The organism is Sphingomonas hankookensis, from assembly GCF_028551275.1.
GTDB classification, from domain to species: Bacteria; Pseudomonadota; Alphaproteobacteria; order Sphingomonadales; family Sphingomonadaceae; genus Sphingomonas; species Sphingomonas hankookensis_A.
This window is the reverse complement of sequence record NZ_CP117025.1, coordinates 3,150,444-3,168,639: the sequence shown is the minus strand read 5'-3', so window position 1 is coordinate 3,168,639 and position 18,196 is coordinate 3,150,444. Positions and strand designations below refer to the sequence as shown.

22 protein-coding genes are annotated in these 18,196 nt (G+C 68.1%); 21 read left to right on the top strand and 1 reads right to left on the bottom strand.

Features of this window, described 5'->3' with window-relative positions; genetic code table 11:
* Positions 1-96 precede the first annotated feature (96 nt).
* The 19 genes from PPZ50_RS15080 to PPZ50_RS14990 all read left to right on the top strand — a co-directional run bounded on the left by PPZ50_RS15080 (position 97) and on the right by PPZ50_RS14990 (position 15,867).
* Positions 97-771, top strand: coding sequence for an acyloxyacyl hydrolase (locus PPZ50_RS15080; RefSeq protein ID WP_272815430.1), 675 nt, complete (start codon positions 97-99; stop codon positions 769-771).
* Positions 768-1,097, top strand: coding sequence for a hypothetical protein (locus PPZ50_RS15075; RefSeq protein ID WP_420794416.1), 330 nt, complete (start codon positions 768-770; stop codon positions 1,095-1,097). The genes PPZ50_RS15080 and PPZ50_RS15075 overlap by 4 nt, the downstream gene beginning before the upstream one ends.
* A 97-nt stretch (positions 1,098-1,194) precedes the next feature.
* Positions 1,195-4,365 carry an intermembrane phospholipid transport protein YdbH family protein gene (locus PPZ50_RS15070; protein ID WP_232308039.1) on the top strand — a complete coding sequence of 1,057 codons (3,171 nt, stop codon included), beginning with the start codon at positions 1,195-1,197 and terminating at the stop codon, positions 4,363-4,365.
* Entirely contained in the window at positions 4,362-4,556 is a 195-nt protein-coding gene (locus PPZ50_RS15065) for a YnbE family lipoprotein (protein WP_066693288.1), read from the top strand. Before PPZ50_RS15070 ends, PPZ50_RS15065 begins: the two co-directional genes overlap by 4 nt.
* Positions 4,557-4,559: 3 nt before the next feature.
* Positions 4,560-4,943, top strand: a complete 384-nt coding sequence (locus PPZ50_RS15060) for a YdbL family protein (RefSeq protein WP_066693285.1) — start codon at positions 4,560-4,562, stop codon at positions 4,941-4,943.
* Between the two features lie 494 nt (positions 4,944-5,437).
* Complete coding sequence (locus PPZ50_RS15055) at positions 5,438-5,758, top strand: AtpZ/AtpI family protein (RefSeq protein WP_066693404.1); 321 nt, start codon at positions 5,438-5,440, stop codon at positions 5,756-5,758.
* Positions 5,759-5,796: 38 nt separating this feature from the next.
* On the top strand, positions 5,797-6,582 hold the full coding sequence (locus tag PPZ50_RS15050) for a F0F1 ATP synthase subunit A (protein ID WP_055759728.1): 786 nt from the start codon (positions 5,797-5,799) through the stop codon (positions 6,580-6,582).
* A 40-nt stretch (positions 6,583-6,622) separates the two neighbouring features.
* Positions 6,623-6,850, top strand: coding sequence for a F0F1 ATP synthase subunit C (locus PPZ50_RS15045; RefSeq protein WP_055759731.1), 228 nt, complete (start codon positions 6,623-6,625; stop codon positions 6,848-6,850).
* Between the two features lie 113 nt (positions 6,851-6,963).
* The gene (locus PPZ50_RS15040; RefSeq protein ID WP_066693283.1) at positions 6,964-7,455 is read left to right on the top strand and encodes a F0F1 ATP synthase subunit B family protein; all 492 of its coding nucleotides are present in this window, start codon (positions 6,964-6,966) and stop codon (positions 7,453-7,455) included.
* Complete coding sequence (locus PPZ50_RS15035; protein WP_066693280.1) at positions 7,448-8,077, top strand: F0F1 ATP synthase subunit B family protein; 630 nt, start codon at positions 7,448-7,450, stop codon at positions 8,075-8,077. The genes PPZ50_RS15040 and PPZ50_RS15035 overlap by 8 nt, the downstream gene beginning before the upstream one ends.
* The gene (locus PPZ50_RS15030) at positions 8,077-8,676 is read left to right on the top strand and encodes a DUF805 domain-containing protein (protein WP_126013412.1); all 600 of its coding nucleotides are present in this window, start codon (positions 8,077-8,079) and stop codon (positions 8,674-8,676) included. Before PPZ50_RS15035 ends, PPZ50_RS15030 begins: the two co-directional genes overlap by 1 nt.
* Before the next feature lie 72 nt (positions 8,677-8,748).
* Positions 8,749-9,069 (top strand): DMT family transporter, encoded by a 321-nt coding sequence (locus PPZ50_RS15025; RefSeq protein ID WP_066693274.1) that lies wholly within the window; start codon positions 8,749-8,751, stop codon positions 9,067-9,069.
* 79 nt (positions 9,070-9,148) lie between these two features.
* Complete coding sequence (locus tag PPZ50_RS15020; protein ID WP_066693272.1) at positions 9,149-10,021, top strand: DUF4349 domain-containing protein; 873 nt, start codon at positions 9,149-9,151, stop codon at positions 10,019-10,021.
* 112 nt (positions 10,022-10,133) lie between these two features.
* Positions 10,134-11,072, top strand: a complete 939-nt coding sequence (locus tag PPZ50_RS15015; protein WP_066693269.1) for an alpha/beta hydrolase — start codon at positions 10,134-10,136, stop codon at positions 11,070-11,072.
* A 193-nt stretch (positions 11,073-11,265) separates the two neighbouring features.
* Positions 11,266-11,565, top strand: a complete 300-nt coding sequence (locus tag PPZ50_RS15010; protein ID WP_066693266.1) for a hypothetical protein — start codon at positions 11,266-11,268, stop codon at positions 11,563-11,565.
* A 1-nt stretch (position 11,566) separates the two neighbouring features.
* Positions 11,567-12,556 carry an oxidoreductase gene (locus PPZ50_RS15005; protein ID WP_066693263.1) on the top strand — a complete coding sequence of 330 codons (990 nt, stop codon included), beginning with the start codon at positions 11,567-11,569 and terminating at the stop codon, positions 12,554-12,556.
* Positions 12,557-12,608: 52 nt separating this feature from the next.
* A complete protein-coding gene (locus PPZ50_RS15000) occupies positions 12,609-13,700 on the top strand; it encodes a GGDEF domain-containing protein (protein WP_066693260.1) in 1,092 nt (363 codons plus the stop codon).
* Positions 13,701-13,739: 39 nt separating this feature from the next.
* The gene (uvrC, locus tag PPZ50_RS14995) at positions 13,740-15,671 is read left to right on the top strand and encodes an excinuclease ABC subunit UvrC (RefSeq protein ID WP_066693258.1); all 1,932 of its coding nucleotides are present in this window, start codon (positions 13,740-13,742) and stop codon (positions 15,669-15,671) included.
* Entirely contained in the window at positions 15,649-15,867 is a 219-nt protein-coding gene (locus PPZ50_RS14990) for a type II toxin-antitoxin system CcdA family antitoxin (protein ID WP_066693251.1), read from the top strand. Before uvrC ends, PPZ50_RS14990 begins: the two co-directional genes overlap by 23 nt.
* 53 nt (positions 15,868-15,920) lie before the next feature.
* On the opposite strand, the gene PPZ50_RS14985 is transcribed toward PPZ50_RS14990, so the two are convergent.
* Positions 15,921-16,091: a hypothetical protein gene (locus PPZ50_RS14985; protein WP_157092782.1), complete on the bottom strand. Its 171-nt coding sequence runs from the start codon at positions 16,089-16,091 to the stop codon at positions 15,921-15,923.
* Between the two features lie 236 nt (positions 16,092-16,327).
* On the opposite strand from PPZ50_RS14985, the gene PPZ50_RS14980 reads away from it, so the two are divergent.
* Both PPZ50_RS14980 and PPZ50_RS14975 read left to right on the top strand, forming a co-directional pair.
* Entirely contained in the window at positions 16,328-17,284 is a 957-nt protein-coding gene (locus tag PPZ50_RS14980; protein ID WP_066693245.1) for a polysaccharide deacetylase family protein, read from the top strand.
* On the top strand, positions 17,281-18,192 hold the full coding sequence (locus PPZ50_RS14975) for a GNAT family N-acetyltransferase (RefSeq protein WP_084401767.1): 912 nt from the start codon (positions 17,281-17,283) through the stop codon (positions 18,190-18,192). Before PPZ50_RS14980 ends, PPZ50_RS14975 begins: the two co-directional genes overlap by 4 nt.
* The last annotated feature ends 4 nt before the right edge of the window (positions 18,193-18,196 follow it).

The following is an 18,196-nucleotide window of genomic DNA, read 5'->3' as shown; positions in this document are numbered from 1 at the left end:
GTCTAACACAAGATACTTTCTGTTTTACAGCAATTATTGTCGATGATACAGCATCGGCAACGGCTAAGCGACTGCCGTTTGCGGGAAGGGGTTCATATGATTCGGTTGGAAAAGGGCGTCCTGGGCGCAGTGTTGGCGCTCGCCTCGACGACGGCGATGGCGCAGGAGGGGCCGGAACCAATGCCGCCCCGCGAGCAGGCCGAGATCGCGGTCGGCGTCCTGCGGCACGGCGCCAACTTCCACCCGCTCGGCAGCAAGCTGATCTTCGACCTGCCCGCATTGCCGGCCGGCCAGATTTACGAGGGCGAGGAGGAGAACGGCACGGTCGACGTGCAGATCGCCTATCGCACCGCGCCGCTGCGCATCCTCCTGAAACCCTGCCTGACGGCGAAGGTGCAGATCAACACCGCCGGGCGCACCAGCTTCTTCAGCGTCGGGGCGGAGTGGCGCCAGCATATCCTGCGCGGCCGGGTCTATGGGCAGGCGGGGATCGGCGCGACGGTCATCGACGGCTACAGCTTTACCCCTGATCCGTTCCAGCCCGGCATCTCGAACGAAGAGGCTTGGCGGCGCTACGACATCTATCGCCGCCGGACCTCGTTCGGGTCGAAAATCCTGTTCAATCCCAACGCGTCGATCGGGGTGCGGGTCGACCGGCGCTGGGCGGTCGAACTGGCCTGGGAACATCACAGCCATCGCCAGATATTTTCCGATACCAATCCTGGCATCGACCATGTCGGTATCCGCGTCGTGCGGCGGCTGGGGCGGTGATGCTCGCCGTCCTCGCCGCCGCCCTGCTGTCGGCACAGGCCGCACCGCCTGCGTCTCCGTCCGATGATGAGATCGTCGTCACCGGCGAACGCCCGCGCAATTTTCGGATCGTCACGAAACGCGACCGTCGTGCGGGCATCACCCGTTGCACGCTGAAGCCGCCCAGCGGCGACCCACTGCTCGATACGGGCATCTGCCAGGCATATCTCGCCTGCGTACCGACGGTGCGGACCGGGCCGGAAATGGAGGCGTGCATGCGGCCTCCGATGGGACGGGAGGTGAAGGCGTGGCAGGAACGGCGCAAGGCGGCGATGGCGACGCGCTGAGCCGCGCGCAACTTCCGTTGCGCTGCCGGAACCGTTTGCCGCCTCTCGCGCTTGACCCGGATGGCGCCCATGCGCGACGAACGAGGCGAACAGCGGAGTGACGGGTCTGGGCGGTGACGACGAGGAGGCGGTGGAGACCGTAGCGTCGCCGCGTCGCCATGGCCGCAAACGGCGCCGCTTCGCGCAGGTGCTGCTCGTCGTGTGCGGCATCGTGCTGCTGCTCGCGGCGCTGGTATGGACGCAGCGCCGGCCGATCGCCGACAATCTGGTCCGCCGCGAACTGGAAAAGCGCGGGGTCGCCGCGCGCTACCGCGTGGCGCAGATCGGGCTGGGGCGGCAACGGCTGGTCGATGTCGTACTGGGCGATCCCAGGGCGCCCGACCTGATCGCCGACTGGATCGAGGTCGATACCGAGGTCGGGCTGAACGGCGCCAAGGTCGTCGGCGCACGCGTCGGGCAGGCGCGGTTGCGCGCGACGCTTCGTCCTGACGGCACGGTGTCGTTCGGACAGATCGACCGGTTGCTCCCGCCGCCGTCGGGCAAGCCGTTCGCGCTGCCCGATTTTACCGTCGCGGTCGACGATGGCCGCATCCGGCTCGCCACGCCCTATGGCGTGATCGGTGCGAAGCTGGCCGGGCGCGGCAATCTTGCGAACGACTTTACCGGGAGGCTGGCGGCGGTGGCGGAGCGGCTGTCGCTCAATGGCTGCGGGATCGATCGGCTCGCCGCGAACCTGTCGCTGCGGACGGCGACTGGCGGCCCATCCCTGTCCGGTCCGATCCGGGCCCAGGCCGCCGCCTGCGGCGACGTACGGCTGGTCGGACCGGTCGTGCAGGCGGAGGCGCAACTCTCGCCCGGGTTCGATCGGTGGCGCGGGCGGGCCGAGGTCGCCGCCGAGCGGATCGCTGCGCCGCAAACGCGGGTCGCCGCGCTGTCGGGCACGATCGGCTTCGACGGTCGGGCGCAGGGAACGACGGGCACGCTCGACCTCACCTCGGGTGATTTCGTCCTGCCGGACCTTGCGGGGCAGGCGTTGTCGATCGCCGGGCGTTATGCAGTGGGCGGCGTGCCTGCGTTCGAGGGGCGGATCGGCGCGCGAGGCGCACGGCTTTCCCCCGCGATGGTCGCGCGGATCGCCGGTAGCGCGGATGCCGCCGCGGGTACACCGGTTGCTCCACTGGCGACCGCCGCGATGCGCGCGGCGGCCCGCGCCGCACAGCGTTTCGACCTGTCGGCGGAGGTTGCCGCGCGCCCGCTGGCTGCGCGAATCGACCGGCTGGCCTTCGTTGCGGCCAGCGGTGCGCGCGCCACGCTGCGCGACGGACCGGTCCACTGGGTGTCGGGCAAGGGCGTGACGCTCAACGGCACGCTGGCGATGGGCGGTGGCGGGCTGCCGGCCGCCAGCATCCGCCTGACCCATGCCGGACCGGGATCGCCGGTGAACGGCACCGCGACCATCGCCCCCTATGCGGCAGGCGATGCGCGGCTGGCGCTGTCGCCGGTGCGCTTCCGTGCCGATGGCGACGGCGCGACCCGTATCGAAACCCGTGCCGAACTGTCGGGACCGTTCAGCGGCGGGCGGATCGATCGCCTCGCGCTGCCGATCGATGCGCGGTGGGACGGGGGCGGGCGGCTGGTGGTGAATACCGGCTGCGTGCCGGTCGCGTTCGACCGGTTGCGGGTGTCCGCGCTGACGCTCGACCCCGCACGGCTACAGCTCTGCGCGAGTGATGGCGGCATGGTCCGGCTGGCGAACGGGCGGGTCGGTGGGGGTGTCGCGACCGGCGCGACGCGGCTGACCGGCACGCTGGGCGGGACTCCGATCACGCTGGCGGCGGCGGGCGGGCGGTTCGGCCTTGGCGATCTCGGCTTTGCGCTGAGCGATGTGAAGACCCGGCTGGGCAGCCCGGAGCGCGTCAGCGTCCTCGACCTCGGCTCGCTCACCGGCCGCGTCGCCAACGGGGTCGTCGCGGGCACATTCGAACGCGGCGAGGGGCAGATCGGCAATGTCCCGCTGCTGATTCGCGAGGCGGCGGGCGACTGGAGGCTGGCGGGCGGCGTCCTTTCGCTCGATGGCGATGTCGCCGTGCGCGACGCCGATCCGCAGCCGCGATTCGAACCGCTGCGCAGCGACGATTTCAAACTGACGCTCAGCGGAAACGACATTCGCGCCGGGGGCACGCTGAAGCACCCGGCCAAGGGGGTGAAGGTCACCGACGTCGCCATCGTCCACGACCTCGCCACCGGGCGCGGCAATGCCGTGCTGGCGGTGCCGGGCATCACCTTTGGCGATTCGTTCCAGCCGAACGAACTGACCCGGCTGACCTTCGGGGTCGTCGCCGATGTGAAGGGGACGGTGTCTGGCCGCGGCGACATTGCGTGGAGCCCCGACGGCGTTACCTCGACGGGCACCTTCCGCACCGACGATACCGATCTTGCCGCCGCCTTCGGTCCGGTAACGGGCCTTGCCGGCGAGATCCGCTTCACCGACCTGCTGGGCCTCGTCACCGCGCCGGGGCAGGTGGCGACGATCGCCGAGGTCAATCCGGGCATCGCGGTGACCGACGGTGTGGTCCGCTATCGCCTGATCGAAGGGATGCGCGTTCAGATCGAAGGGGGCCGCTGGCCGCTGGGCGGTGGCGAGATGGTGCTGGAGCCGACCATCCTCGACTTTGCCGAGGATCAGGAACGCCGGATGACCTTCCGCGTGACTGGCGTCGATGGCGGGCTGTTCCTGCAGCAGTTCGAATTCGACAATCTCAATGCATCGGGCGTGTTCGACGGCGTGCTGCCGATGATCTTCGACGCGCGGGGCGGCCGGATCGAAGGGGGTAGGCTGCAGTCGCGCGGCGGCGGCAACCTGTCCTATGTGGGTGAGGTCACGAAGGAGGATGTCGGCTTCTGGGGCAATCTCGCCTTCCAGGCGCTGAAATCGATGAACTATCGCCGCCTGACGATCGAGCTGGACGGGCCGCTGGCAGGCGAGATGCTGACCGCGATCCGTTTCGCGGGGGTCAGCCAGGGGGAGGGGACGTACAGTAATTTCCTGATCCGTCGCCTCGCCAAACTACCGCTCGTCTTCAACGTGCGGATCAGGGCGCCCTTCCGCCAGCTGATCGATTCGGTGCAGAATTACTACGACCCGAAACGGCTGATCGAACGCAACCTGCCCGCGCTCCAGGCCGAACAGCGCCGCCGCGAACAGGGCTTGCCACCGGCGCCGCTCGACACCACCATTCAGCCCTCCGAAAGCGAGACTGTGCCATGACGCGAACCGTGATGCTGTTGCGAGCCTTGGTGATCGGCGTGCCCGCATGTGCCGCGGGCGGGTGCGTCAACGTGTCCGCGCCGGACAAGCCGATCGTCATCAACTTGAACATCAACATCACGCAGGAAGTGGTGTATCGTCTCGACGGCGAGGCGAAGACCCTCATCCAGGACAATCCGGGGATTTTCTGAACCATGCATGCTTACGTCAAATACGGCCTCGCCGCAGCCGCCTTCGTCGCGGTCGCGGGACTTGCCGGCACCGCATGGGCGCAGCGCGACCCCGCCTACCAGGCCGCGCGTGCGGCAGGGCAGGTCGGCGAGCAGCCTGACGGCTATCTGGGCGTCGTCGGCGGCGGCACGGCCGAGCTGCGCGCGCTGGTTGCCAACATCAACATCCAGCGCAAGGCGGCTTATACCCGCGGTGCACAGTCGGGCGCGACCGTCGAACAGTTCGCGTTCGTGTCGGGCTGCAACCTGATCGCGCAGACCAAGCCGGGCGAGAAGTACAAGACGCCGGGCGGTAGCTGGGAAACGCGTGGTAACGGTCCGCCCGAACGCGACCCGCGCTGCGTGTGAGGGATTGAAAAAAGGCGCATCATGCGCTATTTCGATCATGCGGTATCTGACTTCAGTGATACACCTCCAGACCCCGGTCGTGCCAGCGGCCGGGGTCTTCTACGTTACGGGGCCGGCTGCCAGGCCGACCCCGTCCCGCCGCTACTTCGAGCGGGCGACCTCGATGATTTTCAGCACCAGGGTCGCGAAAGCCACCATCAGCATAATTACGCCGATGATGACGGTTGCGGTATCGTTGTTCAGCTCAATCACCTCCTTTGCGGCCGATGTGTCGACCGCAAGGCTGGTGTAGTCATATTCCCGGGGCAGCCAAGCAAATGAACGGGTAGCGATGCTCTCTGCCCCCTTGGCGCCGCTTCGTTCATCGTCCCGAAAGGTTTCCGCGCGAACGCTATGGTTGACTCGAAACCGTCACCTTCCTAAAGCGCGCCTGCCTTGGCGGGCTCGCCATCCGGCGCATATCCGGCCCGACCGAAAGGTCATGGGAGGGGATGATGGCGGAGAACGAGCCCGGACTAGACCCCTTGCCCGAAGATCCCCGGATCACCTCGCTCGACGCGCGGCTGAACCAGGCGAAAAAGGACGAGGCGATCCGGACCGGCCAGGCGCGCGACGAAGCGGGGGACAAAAACTACCGCCTCGGCAACCGCGTGCTGGCCGAACTGGTGGGCGGAATGGTCGGGGGGGCGGTGATCGGGGGGACCCTCGACTATCTGCTCGGCACCTCGCCATGGCTCCTGCTCGTGCTGCTCTCCCTCGGGATCGTCAGTGCGTTCAGGAATATCATCAGGATTTCGAACCGGCGTCCGGACTGACAGTCCTCGGGCGCCTTGGCATATCGGGGCGAAGCGACGTGGCGCAGGCAGGCAAGATCGATCCGATGCACCAGTTCGAGGTGCAGACGATCTTCAACATTCCCCTGGGCGATCACGTCCTGCCGTTCACCAATTCGGCGCTGTGGATGATCGTCGCGGCGGTCGCGCTGTTCGTGTTCATGATCGGCGGCATGAAGCAGCAGCAGGTGCCCGGTCGCTGGCAGATGGCGGTCGAGGGCTTTACCGGCTTCATCGACAAGCTGCTCGCCGCGAATATCGGGCATGAAGGACGCAAGTACCTTCCGTACGTCTTCTCGCTGTTCATGTTTATCCTGTTCGCGAACGTCGTCGGCCTGCTGCCGTTCGGTCTGGTCGGGCTGCACCCCTTCACCGTCACCAGCCACTTCACCGTGACCGGCGTCCTTGCCATTGCCAGTTTCTCGATCGTGCTGGTCGTCGGTCTGTTCAAGCATGGTCTCCGTTTCTTCAGCCTGTTCGCGCCGAAGGGTACGCCGATCCCGGTGCTGCTGCTGGTCGCGCCGATCGAGTTCGTGTCGTTCATGGTCCGCCCGTTCAGCCTCGCGCTGCGACTGTTCGTGGCGATGACCGCGGGACACATCCTGCTGAAGGTGCTGGCGGGCTTCATCATCAATTCGACCGCCACCGGCGCGGGCATCGGCGTGCTGGTCAGCGTGCCGAGCTTCGCGCTGATGGTCGGCGTGTCGGCCCTCGAAATGCTGGTCGCCGGCGTGCAGGCATATGTCTTCGCGCTGCTGACCTCGCTCTACATCAACGATGCCGTGCACCTGCACGACCATCACTGATCCCAACCAACATTCAGATTTTTCCAAGGGAGTTTTCGACATGGAAGCAGACGCCATCAAGTTCCTCGGCGCCGGTCTCGCAGCCATCGGTGCCGGCCTTGCCGCACTCGGCGTGGGCAACGTCTTCGCCGCCTTCCTGCAGGGCGCGCTGCGCAACCCGTCGGCCGCTGCCGGTCAGCAGGGCAACATGTTCATCGGCTTCGCCGCCGCCGAACTTCTGGGCCTGCTGGCGTTCGTCGTCGCAGTGCTGCTGATCTTCGTCGCGTAACATGCGTGACGCCCGGCGCGGGGGGTGCCTCGCGCCGGACTCCCGGTCCGGATGACGGACCGGTTTCGGCCGGGCGATGGCGCCCGGTCGACCAGACCAATACGGGACGTTTCATGCCGCAAATCGAGCAGCTCGCCGCGACCTGGGGGTCGCAGGTCTTCTGGCTGGTGCTGACCTTCGGCATCGTGTTCCTGGTCGTGGGCCTCGGCATGGTGCCCAAGGTGCAGGGCACGGTCGACCAGCGCGACCAGGGCATCGCCGCCGACCTCGCCGCCGCCGAAGCGGCGCGTGGGCAGGCGGATGCGACCGAGGCGGCATGGCGTGCCCGCGAAAATGCTAGCCGCGAGGCTGCGCAGAAGCTGCTGGCCGAAGCCCGTGCCAAGGGCGCGGCGGCAGCGGCCGAACGGCTGGCCGCGGCCAATGCCGACATGCAGGCGCGGGTCGCACAGGCCGAAGCCGATATCGCTACCCAGCGCGGTGCGGCGATGGCGCAGGTCGAGCAGGTCGCAGCCGAAGCGGCACAGGCGATCGTCGAGCGCGTCTCGGGCGTGCGGGTCAGCGAACAGGACGCGCAGGGCGCGGTGAAGGCGGTGCTCCATGGCTAATCCCAACGTCGCCCATACCAGCCCGACGCTGAACGAAGCGATCCATGAAGAGGGCCTGCCCAAGACCGGAGCCGACGCTGTCGAGGGTTCGCATGGCAGCGCCACCGGTACGGCGCATGTCGATCCGACCGCCCTCGGGCTGAATGCGACCGCATGGGTCAGCGCCGCGATGCTGCTGTTCCTGCTGGTGCTGGTCGTGAAGGGTGTGCCCGCGCTGATCGGTCGCCTGCTCGACGGGCAGATCGCGGCGATCCGCACCCGTCTGGACGAAGCGCGCACCCTGCGTGCCGAAGCCGAGGCGCTGCGCGACGAATATACGTCGAAGATCGCTGGGATCGAGGCACAGGCCGCTGAAATGGTCGCCCACGCCGAGGCAGAAGCGCAGGCGCTGCTGGTGAAGGCGGAGGCCGACGCCGCCGAGCTGACCCAGCGTCGTGCCAAGATGGCGACCGACAAGATTGCCGCCGCCGAACGCGCCGCCATTGCCGAGGTCCGCGCGACCGCCGCCGATGCCGCTGCCAAGGCCGCCAGCACGCTGATCGCGACGCACCTGTCGGGCGATGCCGATCGCGCGCTGGTCGACCGGACCATTGCCGGTCTGGGTGGCAGCCGCCTGAACTGATGCCGTCGCACCGGACCCCGCGGTTTCAGCTCCAGCGGCTGACCCGGTGGTCCGATCGCGAGCCGCGACGGCTGTTCTGGCCGTGGGTCGCCTGCGTCATGGTGACCAACATGATCGCCGCAATGGCGGTCGGCATACCGATGTTCGTCGGCATCGCCCGCAACATGGCTGCCTTTGCAGAGGCACATCCGGAACGTGCGACCGTGACGTCGGGACCGGGGCATTATTCGGTGCAGATCGATGGGCCGGTCCCGCCGGACCTGATGTTGCAACCGATGCGCTGGTTCGTGCCGCTGGTCGCAATCGTCGCGATAGTGTCGGTCCTGTTTCTCGCCGCGGCGGTCGTGCGGCGACTGCATGATTCGGGACGGCGGGGCTATTGGGGGCTGTTGCCGCTGCCCTTCCTGGTGACCGGCATGATCGTGTTCGGGCAGTTGTTCAGCCGGATCGGGACCGGGAACGAACCACCCGATATGGCACCGTTCGCGCTGATGTTCGGCAACAACATCCTGTATCTGGCGAGCCTGGGCGTGTTGATCGTCCAGCTTAGCCGGCCAAGCGATCCCGGCCCCAATCGGTTCGGACCGCCGCTGGCCTGATTTTCCGCACGGCCTCTTTCGGGTTTCCGGCCGTGCCCTTTCCTATTCGAGCCCGCAAAAGGAGTAGGCGATATGGCATGGGCCATTCTCGCGGTTGCGGTCGTGTGTGAGATCGTGTGGGCATTGAGCCTGAAATGGGCGGCGGGGCAGGGGACGTTGCTCGCCTCCGCCGTGCCGATCACTTTGTCGTTCGTGAACATGGGGCTGCTGGCGCTGGCGATGCGCGGCATTCCGGCAGGCACCGCCTATGCGGTGTGGACCGGGCTTGGCGCGGTCGGCGTCATCATCGGCGGCGCGGTGCTGTTCGGCGAACGGATCGCGCCGGTCCAGGCGGGTTTCATGGTGCTGATCGTGATCGGCGTGGTCGGCACGAAGCTGTTCGCGCAGGGCTGACCCGCGCTCCGCATCGGAGTCGGGCGTTGACGGCGGGCGACCTCGCCGGTCATGCTCGGCCCCGATAGGGGAGCGGACGATGACCGGACAACGACTGATAGGGGCGATCGCCATTCTGGTGGCGGGCTGCAGCGGGCCGTCGCCCGAAACCCATTCGATGCAGTCGCCCACTACCGAGACGTTCGACGTCGAGGAGCCGCCGGCAGAGATGCCGTCGCCGGCCGCGACCGGTCCGAAGATCGCCTATAGCTATTCGGTCACCTATGCCTTTGATCGCAGGACCGTTGCGCAGGTGCAGGGGCAACAACTCGACCTGTGCCGCCGGCTGGGGCCTGCCCGCTGCCTGATCGTCCGGTCGTCGCTCAACACGCCGGGTCCGGACGATCATGTCGTCCATGACGAAGCGGTGCTGATGGTCGATGCGCGGCAGGCCGAGGCGCTGACCCGCCGGTTCGATGCGATCGCCGAGGCAGGTGACGCACGCCGGGCCAGCCGGCAGGTCGAGGCGGAGGACGTCACCCGGCAGGTGATCGACACCGAGGCGCGTGTCCGGGCGAAGCAGGCGCTGGCCGAACGGCTGCTCGCCATTATCCGGTCGGGCAATGGCAAGGTCGGCGACCTGGTCGAGGCCGAACGCGCCTATGCCACCACCAACGAGGAATTGGAGGCGGCGAAGGCGCAACGCGCCGAACTGGCCCAGCGGGTCGCGATGTCGAAGCTGACGATCGCCTATGCGTTCAACGACACGCCCGGCGGCAATTCGCCGGTCATGGCCAGCATCGAGGCGGCCGGGGCGACGCTGTCGACGAGCGTCGCCGCGCTGGTGACGTTCGTCGTGGCCGCCCTGCCCTGGATCGTCGTTGCCGGGCTGATGCTGTTCGGCCTGCGTCGGGTGGCCCGGCGGCGGGGCTGGCGCTGGCCGTGGCGGCGGGGCGAACGCTCCGCCGGTTGAGTCCACCGCGCGGTCGACCGGTCCGGATCAGCGTCGCGTTACCGCTAACAGGAATCGTTGGACAATGGCCGGCCGCGCAACAATACTCCCCCGATAACAAAGGGAGAGGGACATGCGAGCAATTTACGGACGCCGTGCGTTTGGCTGGGCAATCGGCGCGGCACTCGCCGCCACCGCCGCCCCGGCATGCGCGCAAAGCGACAAGATGGAGCCGATCGCGGCACCGGCGCAGCCGAATGCGATCCCGCTCAATACAGGCACGCTGCCCGGTGCGACCGCGAAGGAATCGTGGCATTCGCAATATGGCAGCACCTTTACCCGCAATGTGACCGATGCGACGCTGACCCCGTTCCTGCCCGATCCGGCCAAGGCCAATGGCACGGCGGTGATCGTGGCGCCCGGCGGCGGCTTTCGCACGCTGTCGATGTCGAACGAGGGGTGGGATGTGGCCAGGGCGCTGGCCGATCGCGGCGTCGCGGCGTTCGTCCTGAAATATCGCCTGAACCAGACGCCGGCGGACATGGCCGGGTTCGAACGGTCGATGCGCGAGATGTTCTCGGGCACCGCGCCGCGTCCACGGCCCGCGCCGGGTGCCGCCGCCAATGCGCTGGCACCGCAGATCGCCGACGCCAATGCCGCCTTCGCGCTGATCCGGTCGCGCGCCGGGGAATGGAAGGTCGATCCGAACCGCATCGGCATGATCGGCTTTTCCGCCGGCGCGATGCTAACCATGGCGACGACCCTGTCGAACGGTCCGGCCAGGCCGGCGTTCATCGGCGACGTCTATGGCCCGCTGGCCGCGATGGGGCCGGTGCCCGCCGACGCCCCGCCGTTGTTCGTCGCCATCGCCGCCGACGATCCGTTCTTTGCCAACAGCGGCTTCGGCCTGATCGAATCGTGGAAGGCGGCCAAGCGCCCGGTCGAGTTCCACCTGTATGAACAGGGCGGCCACGGGTTCGGCATGTACCAGAAGCCGACGACCAGCACAGGTTGGTTCGACGCCTTTGCGCGGTGGATGGACATGCATGGCTGGCTGAAGCGCGCGGGGTAAGGGCGGGCGCCGCAACCTTTCCCGTCACCCCGGGCTTGACCCGGGGTCCCGCTGCCTTTCCCGCAGCAGAAGAAGCGGGACCCCGGATCAAGTCCGGGGTGACGGGGGGCGAACCGATCACCCACCCGCTTGGCGACGACCCGCCGGAACGCTAAGTCCTTGTGCGGGCGACCAAGCCCAAGGAGGGATTGTCATGAAGTTCCTGTTCACCGCCGCCGCGTTGCTGGCGATGCCGCTGGCCGCATCGGCGCAGACCGCCCCGGCGCCTGCGCCGGCCGCAGCCAAGCTGACCATCGACAGCAGCATCGAAACCATCGCCGCCAATCCGAAGGGCAAGGCGATCCTCGACGCGCAGTTCCCGGGGATGCTCGCGCATGAATCCTATCCGATGTTCAAGGGGATGAGCCTGAAGCAGGTCCAGCCCTACGCCCAGGGCCGGATCACCGACGAACAGGTGGCGAAGGTCGCCGCCGAACTGGCGAAGCTGAACTGACATGGTGCGCGTCGGCCTGATCGGGTTCGGCCTGGCCGGCGCGTCGTTCCACGCGCCGCTGATCGCGTGCGTGGAGGGGATGGAGCTGGCGGCGATCGCGACCTCGCGGCCGACCGAGCGCTTTGCCGGCGCGGTGCGTCACGCCGATCCGATGGCGCTGATCGACGACGACAGCCTCGACCTGATCGTCATCGCTACCCCCAATGACAGCCATGCCCCGCTGGCGCAGGCGGCACTGGCCGCCGGGCGGCACGTCGTCGTCGACAAGCCGCTGGCGACCGACGATGCCGATGCCGTCGCGCTGGTCCAGCTGGCGCGCGGCACGGGGCGGTTGCTCAGCGTATTCCACAATCGCCGCTGGGACAGCGATTTCCTGACCGTCGAACGGCTGTTGCGCGACGATGCGCTGGGCGAGGTGCAGCTGGCCGAATTGCGCTGGGACCGGTTCCGCCCGGCGATCAAGCCGGGCTGGCGCGAGGAGGGCGGTCCGGGCAGTGGGCTGCTGAACGACCTGGGGCCGCACATGATCGATCAGGCGATCCGCCTGTTCGGCATGCCCGATGCGGTGGCGGGGGACGTCACGACGCAGCGCGACGGTGCCGGCGTCGACGATTATTTCGAGATCGTGCTGCGCTACGGTGCGCGCCGTGTGACGATCGGTTCGGCGTCGCTGGTCGCCGCACCGCGCCCGCGCTTTGCGCTGCACGGGACGCGGGGCAGCTTCGTGAAATTCGGCATCGACCCGCAAGAGGCGGTGCTGCGTGCCGGCGGCATGCCGACCGATAGCGGCTATGGCATCGAACCCGACAGCCAATGGGGCGTGCTGACCGACGCCCAAGGGACTGCGCGGTCGGTCCGGTCGGAAGCGGGCGACTGGCGCGGGTTCTACCGCGCGATGCGCGACGCGATCCGGGGGGAGGGCGACGTGCCGGTCGATCCGGCCGACGCCGTGCGCGGCCTGCGCATCATCGAAGCGGCGCGGGCGGGGTAGAAAATCCTGTAGTGATCGGCTGTTAACGAACATCGTCTAATCCGGTTGGGCGATGTTCGATCTTCCCGACCTGGCGACGCTGCGCCAATGCAGCATCCTGTGCAGTGCCGCCTATACCGTGGTGTTCTTTTCCATGGCCGGGCGCCGCGCATGGTATCTGTATTGGGGCTGGGGATCGGGCAGCTATTGCGCGGCGCTGGTGCTGGCCGCGCTGGTCGGGGAACCCGTCCCGCTGATGATCCAGCCGTTGTTCGACGGTGTCCTCGCCCTGTCGATGGCGCTGGTGCTGGGCGGCGTGCGGCGCTTCGACGGACAGCGCGGCATCGCGCTGTGGATGTGGGGCGTGATCGCGGCGACCGCGATCATCCCGACCATCGTGACCCTGGTGTTCGGGACGGCGCCCGTCGCATCGGCGATGTGGTCGCTGGTCGGTGCCGGATGCGCGTTTGCCTTTGCCATGCCGCTCGTCCGCAATCGCGCGACCGATGGGACGGCGCGGCCGCGGCGGATCGCCGGGGCGATGCTGCTCATCTATGTTCCGATCTACCTGACCGGCGCGATCGGCGCGCTGGTGCCGCAGGCGATCGGCGCGCATCTGGCGATGGTGCCGTTCCTCGCCGATCAGCTGCTGTTCGGTGCAGCCAATCTGACGCTGTTGTGGATTCCGGCATCGCATTCGCAGCAGCAGCTGCGCGACATGGCGCTGCGTGATCCGCTGACCGGCGTGTGGAACCGCGCCGCGCTGGCGGCGGGCGCGGCCGAGCTGCTGGTGCCGGGGCGGGTCGCGCTGCTGATCGATGTCGACCGGTTCAAGGCGATCAACGACCGCCATGGCCACGGCGTCGGCGACCGGGTGCTGGTCGCGATCGCGACCGGCCTGCAACGCAGCGTCGGCGGCGATTTCGTCGCGCGGCTGGGCGGGGACGAGTTTCTGGTCGTCACCAGCGCCGCCGATCCGCTGATCGCCGCCGAACAGATCCGCCTGCGCGCCGGTCGCGGCGAGCCGGGGCTGCCGGCCTGGACGCTCAGCATCGGCGCGGCGCGGATCGAGGCCGGCGACCGATCGATCGACGACGTGATCCAGCGCGCCGACCTGCTGATGTACCGCGCCAAGGATTTGGGCCGCACGCCCGCCGCGGCATGACGCTGGCGCTTGGCGGGCGCACTCCCTAAATCGGGCGCGATGTCGGAAACGCCCAACGCTCCCAACCGCTTCCACGAGGACAAGGCCAGCTTCACCGTGCGCGGGTCGGACGCGCCGGATATCGACGCCGGCGTCGCCGCGATCCGCAACGTGCTGGCGACGCTGCCCGCGCGGCCCGGCGTGTACCGGATGCAGGATGCGCGCGGCGAGGTGCTGTATGTCGGCAAGGCGCGCGCGCTCAAGAACCGTGTCGCCAACTATACGCAGGTGTCGCGCCTGACGAAGCGGTTGCAGCGCATGGTCGCGCAGACCCGGTCGATGACGATCGTCACGACCAATAACGAGGCGGAGGCGCTGCTGCTCGAAGCGCAGCTCATCAAGCGCTATCGCCCGCCGTACAACGTGCTGCTGCGCGACGATAAGTCGTTCCCGTTCATCCTGCTGCGCGCCGATCATGAATTTCCGCGCATTCAGAAGCATCGCGGCGCGCGGCGGGCGAAGGGTAACTACTATGGCCCATTCGCGTCCGCCGGATCGGTGACGCAGACGCTGAACGCGTTGCAGAAGCTGTTCCTGCTGCGCTCCTGCACCGACGGCTTCTTCAAGACCCGCGACCGGCCGTGCCTGCTGTACCAGATCAAGCGCTGCTCGGCGCCGTGCGTTGGGCGGATCGATCAGGCCGCCTATGCCGAGCTGATTGCGGACGCGAAGGACTTCCTCGCCGGCAAGTCGACCAAGGTGCAGGCGAAGCTGGGCACGCAGATGCAGGCGGCGGCGGAGGCGATGGACTTCGAACTGGCCGCCGTGCTGCGCGACCGGTTGAAGGCGCTGACCTTCATCCAGGGTTCGCAGGCGATCAACGCGGACGGCGTCGGCGATGCCGATATCTTCGCCATGGCCTGTCGTGAGGGGACGATCGGCATCCAGGCCTTCTTCATCCGCGGCGGCCAGAATTGGGGCCATCGCAGCTTCTTCCCCGCGCACACCAACGACGTGCCCGAGGACGAGGTCATGGCCGCCTTCCTGATGCAATTCTACGAAGAGGTGCCGCCGCCGCGCAACGTGTTCGTCGACCGCGACCTGGCCGAAGCGCCGGTGCTGGCCGAGGCGATGGCCGAACGCGCCGGGTTCAAGGTCGCGCTATCGGTGCCGCAGCGCGGTGTCCGCCGCCGGCTGCTCGACCAGGCCAAGCGCAATGCGGAGGAGGCGCTGGAGCGCCGAAACGCGGAATCGACGACGCAGGCGAAGCTGCTGCGCGAGGTCGCCGACCTGTTCGAGTTGGAAGGGCCGCCCGACCGGATCGAGGTGTACGACAACAGCCATATCCAGGGCACCAATGCGCTGGGCGCGATGGTCGTCGCCGGGCCGGAGGGGTTCCGCAAGGGGCAGTATCGCAAGTTCAACATCAAGCAGGCGCAGACCAACGACGACTTCGCGATGATGAAGGAGGTGCTGACCCGCCGCTTCGCCCGTGCGCAGGAGGAAAATCCGGATCGCGAGACCGACCGCGACGGCAATGGCTGGCCCGACCTCGTCCTGATTGACGGCGGCAAGGGCCAGTTGAGCGCGGCCAAGGCGGTGCTGGAGGACCTCGGCATCGAGGATGTCTGCATGGTCGGCGTGGCGAAGGGGCCGCATCATGGCCGCGAGGGGCGCGAGGTGTTTCACCTGATGGACGGGCGCGAACTGACGCTGCCGGTCAATTCACCGGTGCTGTTCTACCTCCAGCGGCTGCGCGACGAGGTTCACCGCTTCGTCATCGGCGCACACCGCGACAAGCGGGCCAAGGCGATGGGGGCCAGTCCGCTCGACGACGTGCCCGGCATCGGCCCGGCGCGGAAGAAGGCGTTGCTGATGCACTTCGGCACCGCCCGCGCGGTGCGCAACGCCAGTCTGGAGGACCTGCAAAAGGCGCCAGGGGTGAGCAAGGCAATGGCACAGGGGGTCTATGACTTCTTCCACGCCCGGTAAGGTCGCAATCGATCCCGCGCTGTTCGAACGGGCACGGGCCGCTGGCGTCGACGTCGCCGCGACCTGCCACGCGGCGTTGCTCCGCGCGATCGAGGAGGCGACGCACGCCCGGCTGCGCGCGGAAACGGCGACCGCGATCGCCGAATGGAACGATTGGGCCGGGTCGCCCGAATATCCCCCGTCACCCCGGCCTTGAGCCGGGGTCCCGCTTCTACTCTTCCTTCGCCGTCGCAAAGCGCGGTGGCGACGTCACCCGATCCCCCGCTGGATGAAACTGCGGATCGCCTGCCAGCGAACCGCTTCGCCCGCGTCACCCCGCTTGCCCGCGCGGACGCTGCGCGATCCGGCGACATCCTGGGCCGCCCGGCCGTGACGCGCCACGAGAAAAATGGCGTCGGTGCGGTCGATATCGTCGATCATCCATTCCTCCGGTCAGAAAGTTACGCGGCTAACGACGTCCTGACAGGTCCTGTTCCCGCCGGTCCAGCCCGGAATGTCGCCGGGTTTCCGCATGGTTTCGGTACGGCGCGGTAACAAAGTGCGTAAAGTCTGCAACACCGTGGTTAACGAGCCATTGGTACGTGGCGTACAATTTATTCGTGCGCCCGGTGCGGGCTTTATGGGATGTTTACGCCCATCGGTGCAGGACCTCTTTTATGGCAACGCCGGTATTCCTGACGATCGACACCGAATTGATGTGGCGGCACCATGCCGCCGACCTGTCGGCGTCGACCGTCATTGCCCGCTCGCTCGAACCCGCCGGGGTCGGCGTGACGTGGCAGCTGGAGCGGCTGCGCGCCCATGGATTGAAGGCGTGCTTCTTCGTCGATCCGCTGCCCGCGAAGCTCTATGGCATGGCGGCGATCGCGCCGACCGTGGAGGCGATCCTGGCCGGGGGGCAGGAGGTCCAGCTGCATCTCCACCCCAATTGGGTCGGTGCGGCGGTCGGTGATCGGGGGCAGGCGCATGGCCGGTTCGAACTGGTCGACCTGTCGCGGCAGGAGCAGCAGGATCTGCTGGGCGAGGCGCGCGACCTGCTGCAAGCCTGCGGTGCGCCCGAACCGGTCGCCTTCCGCGCGGGCAGCTACAGCGCCAACGACACGACCATCGACGCGCTGGCCGCATTGGGCTTCGCCTATGACAGCAGCCATAACGGCGCGCATCATCCCTGGCCCAGTGCGATCACCCTGTCGCCCGACCTGATCGCACCGGTCGCGCATCGTGGGCTGGTCGAGCTGCCGGTCACGACCATCGCGATGCCCGGCGGCGGGCGGCGGCATTTCCAGATTTGCGCGCTGTCGGCCGCCGAGATGCGAGCCGCGCTGACCTACGCCGCCCGCCACGACCATGCGGCGGTGACGATCGTTAGCCACGGCTTCGAACTTGCCAACCGGCAGGGGACACGTGCCAACGGCGTCCATGTCCGCCGGTTCGAGGCGCTGTGCCGCACGTTGGCCGAACGCGCCGACGCGCTGCCCACCACCCATTTCCGCGACCGCCCGGCGCTCCGCCTGGGGCAGGACGACCGGCCGCTGCCCGCCAATGCCCTGCGCACGCGGTGGCGGCAGGTCGAACAGCTCTGGTCGAACTGGGTCGAGGAGCGCGCGGCGTGACGAGCGCCCAGTCTTGGCCGCTCAAATTCCAGATCGGCGCGCGCACGCTCTTTTCGATCCGCCGCCGGCTGGTGCGCGTGCCGCTGGAACTGCGCGACGTGCTGTCGGGCGACGCGCCCGCCTTGCCGCCGCTGCCGCCGGGGGCGGACGGCTGGTCGGTGACGTCGCTGCCCGAACCGCTGGTCGATGCGATGCTGTCGACCAGCCCGATCGCCTTCGTTCGGCAGCGTTACACCCGCTATCACACCGACCTGACGATCGGTTTCGACGCGTGGTTCGCCGGCCTGTCGGGCAATGCCCGCTCCGGCCTGAAACGCAAGGCGAAGAAGCTGGCCGAGGCGAACGAAGGCAGCCTCGACGTCCGCACCTATCGCACGGCGCAGGAACTGGCCGAGTTCCACGGCATCGCCCGCCAGGTGGCCGAGCGGACCTATCAGGAAAAGTTGCTCGGCGCCGGCTTGCCCAACGACATCGCCTTCCGTGCCGCGATGCAGGGCAGGGGCACGCGCGGCGAGGCGTTCGGCTGGCTGCTGTTCGTCGGGGGTTCGCCCATCGCCTATCTCTACTGCCCGATGACCGGCGGCGACGTGCGCTACGACTATGTCGGCCACGATCCCGCCTGGAGCGAATGGTCGCCGGGCAGCGTGCTGCACATGGAGGCGTTCCGCACCCTGTTCGACGAACCCGCGGCGCAGCGGTTCGATTTTACGGAAGGCGAGGGACAGCACAAGCGCCAGTTCGCGACCGGTGGTACGGCGTGTGCCGACCTGCTGCTGCTGCGCGGGTCGCTCGGCAATCGGGCGACGGTGAAAGCGTTGCGGGCGTTCGATGGCGGTGTCGAGCGGGCGAAGCGGGCGCGGGATTGGCCGGTGCTCGGCAAGGCGATGCACCGGCTGCGTCGGGGCTGAACCG

Bases quoted from the DNA above. Each gene is read 5' to 3' on its own strand.
- PPZ50_RS15080 (WP_272815430.1), top strand. From the start codon at position 97: ATGATTCGGTTGGAAAAGGGCGTCCTGGGCGCAGTGTTGGCGCTCGCC.
- PPZ50_RS15065 (WP_066693288.1), top strand. From the start codon at position 4,362: ATGACGCGAACCGTGATGCTGTTGCGAGCCTTGGTGATCGGCGTGCCC.
- PPZ50_RS15060 (WP_066693285.1), top strand. From the start codon at position 4,560: ATGCATGCTTACGTCAAATACGGCCTCGCCGCAGCCGCCTTCGTCGCG.
- PPZ50_RS15055 (WP_066693404.1), top strand. From the start codon at position 5,438: ATGGCGGAGAACGAGCCCGGACTAGACCCCTTGCCCGAAGATCCCCGG.
- PPZ50_RS15045 (WP_055759731.1), top strand. From the start codon at position 6,623: ATGGAAGCAGACGCCATCAAGTTCCTCGGCGCCGGTCTCGCAGCCATC.
- PPZ50_RS15040 (WP_066693283.1), top strand. From the start codon at position 6,964: ATGCCGCAAATCGAGCAGCTCGCCGCGACCTGGGGGTCGCAGGTCTTC.
- PPZ50_RS15035 (WP_066693280.1), top strand. From the start codon at position 7,448: ATGGCTAATCCCAACGTCGCCCATACCAGCCCGACGCTGAACGAAGCG.
- PPZ50_RS15030 (WP_126013412.1), top strand. From the start codon at position 8,077: ATGCCGTCGCACCGGACCCCGCGGTTTCAGCTCCAGCGGCTGACCCGG.
- PPZ50_RS15025 (WP_066693274.1), top strand. From the start codon at position 8,749: ATGGCATGGGCCATTCTCGCGGTTGCGGTCGTGTGTGAGATCGTGTGG.
- PPZ50_RS15020 (WP_066693272.1), top strand. From the start codon at position 9,149: ATGACCGGACAACGACTGATAGGGGCGATCGCCATTCTGGTGGCGGGC.
- PPZ50_RS15015 (WP_066693269.1), top strand. From the start codon at position 10,134: ATGCGAGCAATTTACGGACGCCGTGCGTTTGGCTGGGCAATCGGCGCG.
- PPZ50_RS15010 (WP_066693266.1), top strand. From the start codon at position 11,266: ATGAAGTTCCTGTTCACCGCCGCCGCGTTGCTGGCGATGCCGCTGGCC.
- PPZ50_RS15005 (WP_066693263.1), top strand. From the start codon at position 11,567: ATGGTGCGCGTCGGCCTGATCGGGTTCGGCCTGGCCGGCGCGTCGTTC.
- PPZ50_RS15000 (WP_066693260.1), top strand. From the start codon at position 12,609: ATGTTCGATCTTCCCGACCTGGCGACGCTGCGCCAATGCAGCATCCTG.
- uvrC (WP_066693258.1), top strand. From the start codon at position 13,740: ATGTCGGAAACGCCCAACGCTCCCAACCGCTTCCACGAGGACAAGGCC.
- PPZ50_RS14990 (WP_066693251.1), top strand. From the start codon at position 15,649: ATGACTTCTTCCACGCCCGGTAAGGTCGCAATCGATCCCGCGCTGTTC.
- PPZ50_RS14985 (WP_157092782.1), bottom strand. From the start codon at position 16,091: ATGATCGACGATATCGACCGCACCGACGCCATTTTTCTCGTGGCGCGT.
- PPZ50_RS14980 (WP_066693245.1), top strand. From the start codon at position 16,328: ATGGCAACGCCGGTATTCCTGACGATCGACACCGAATTGATGTGGCGG.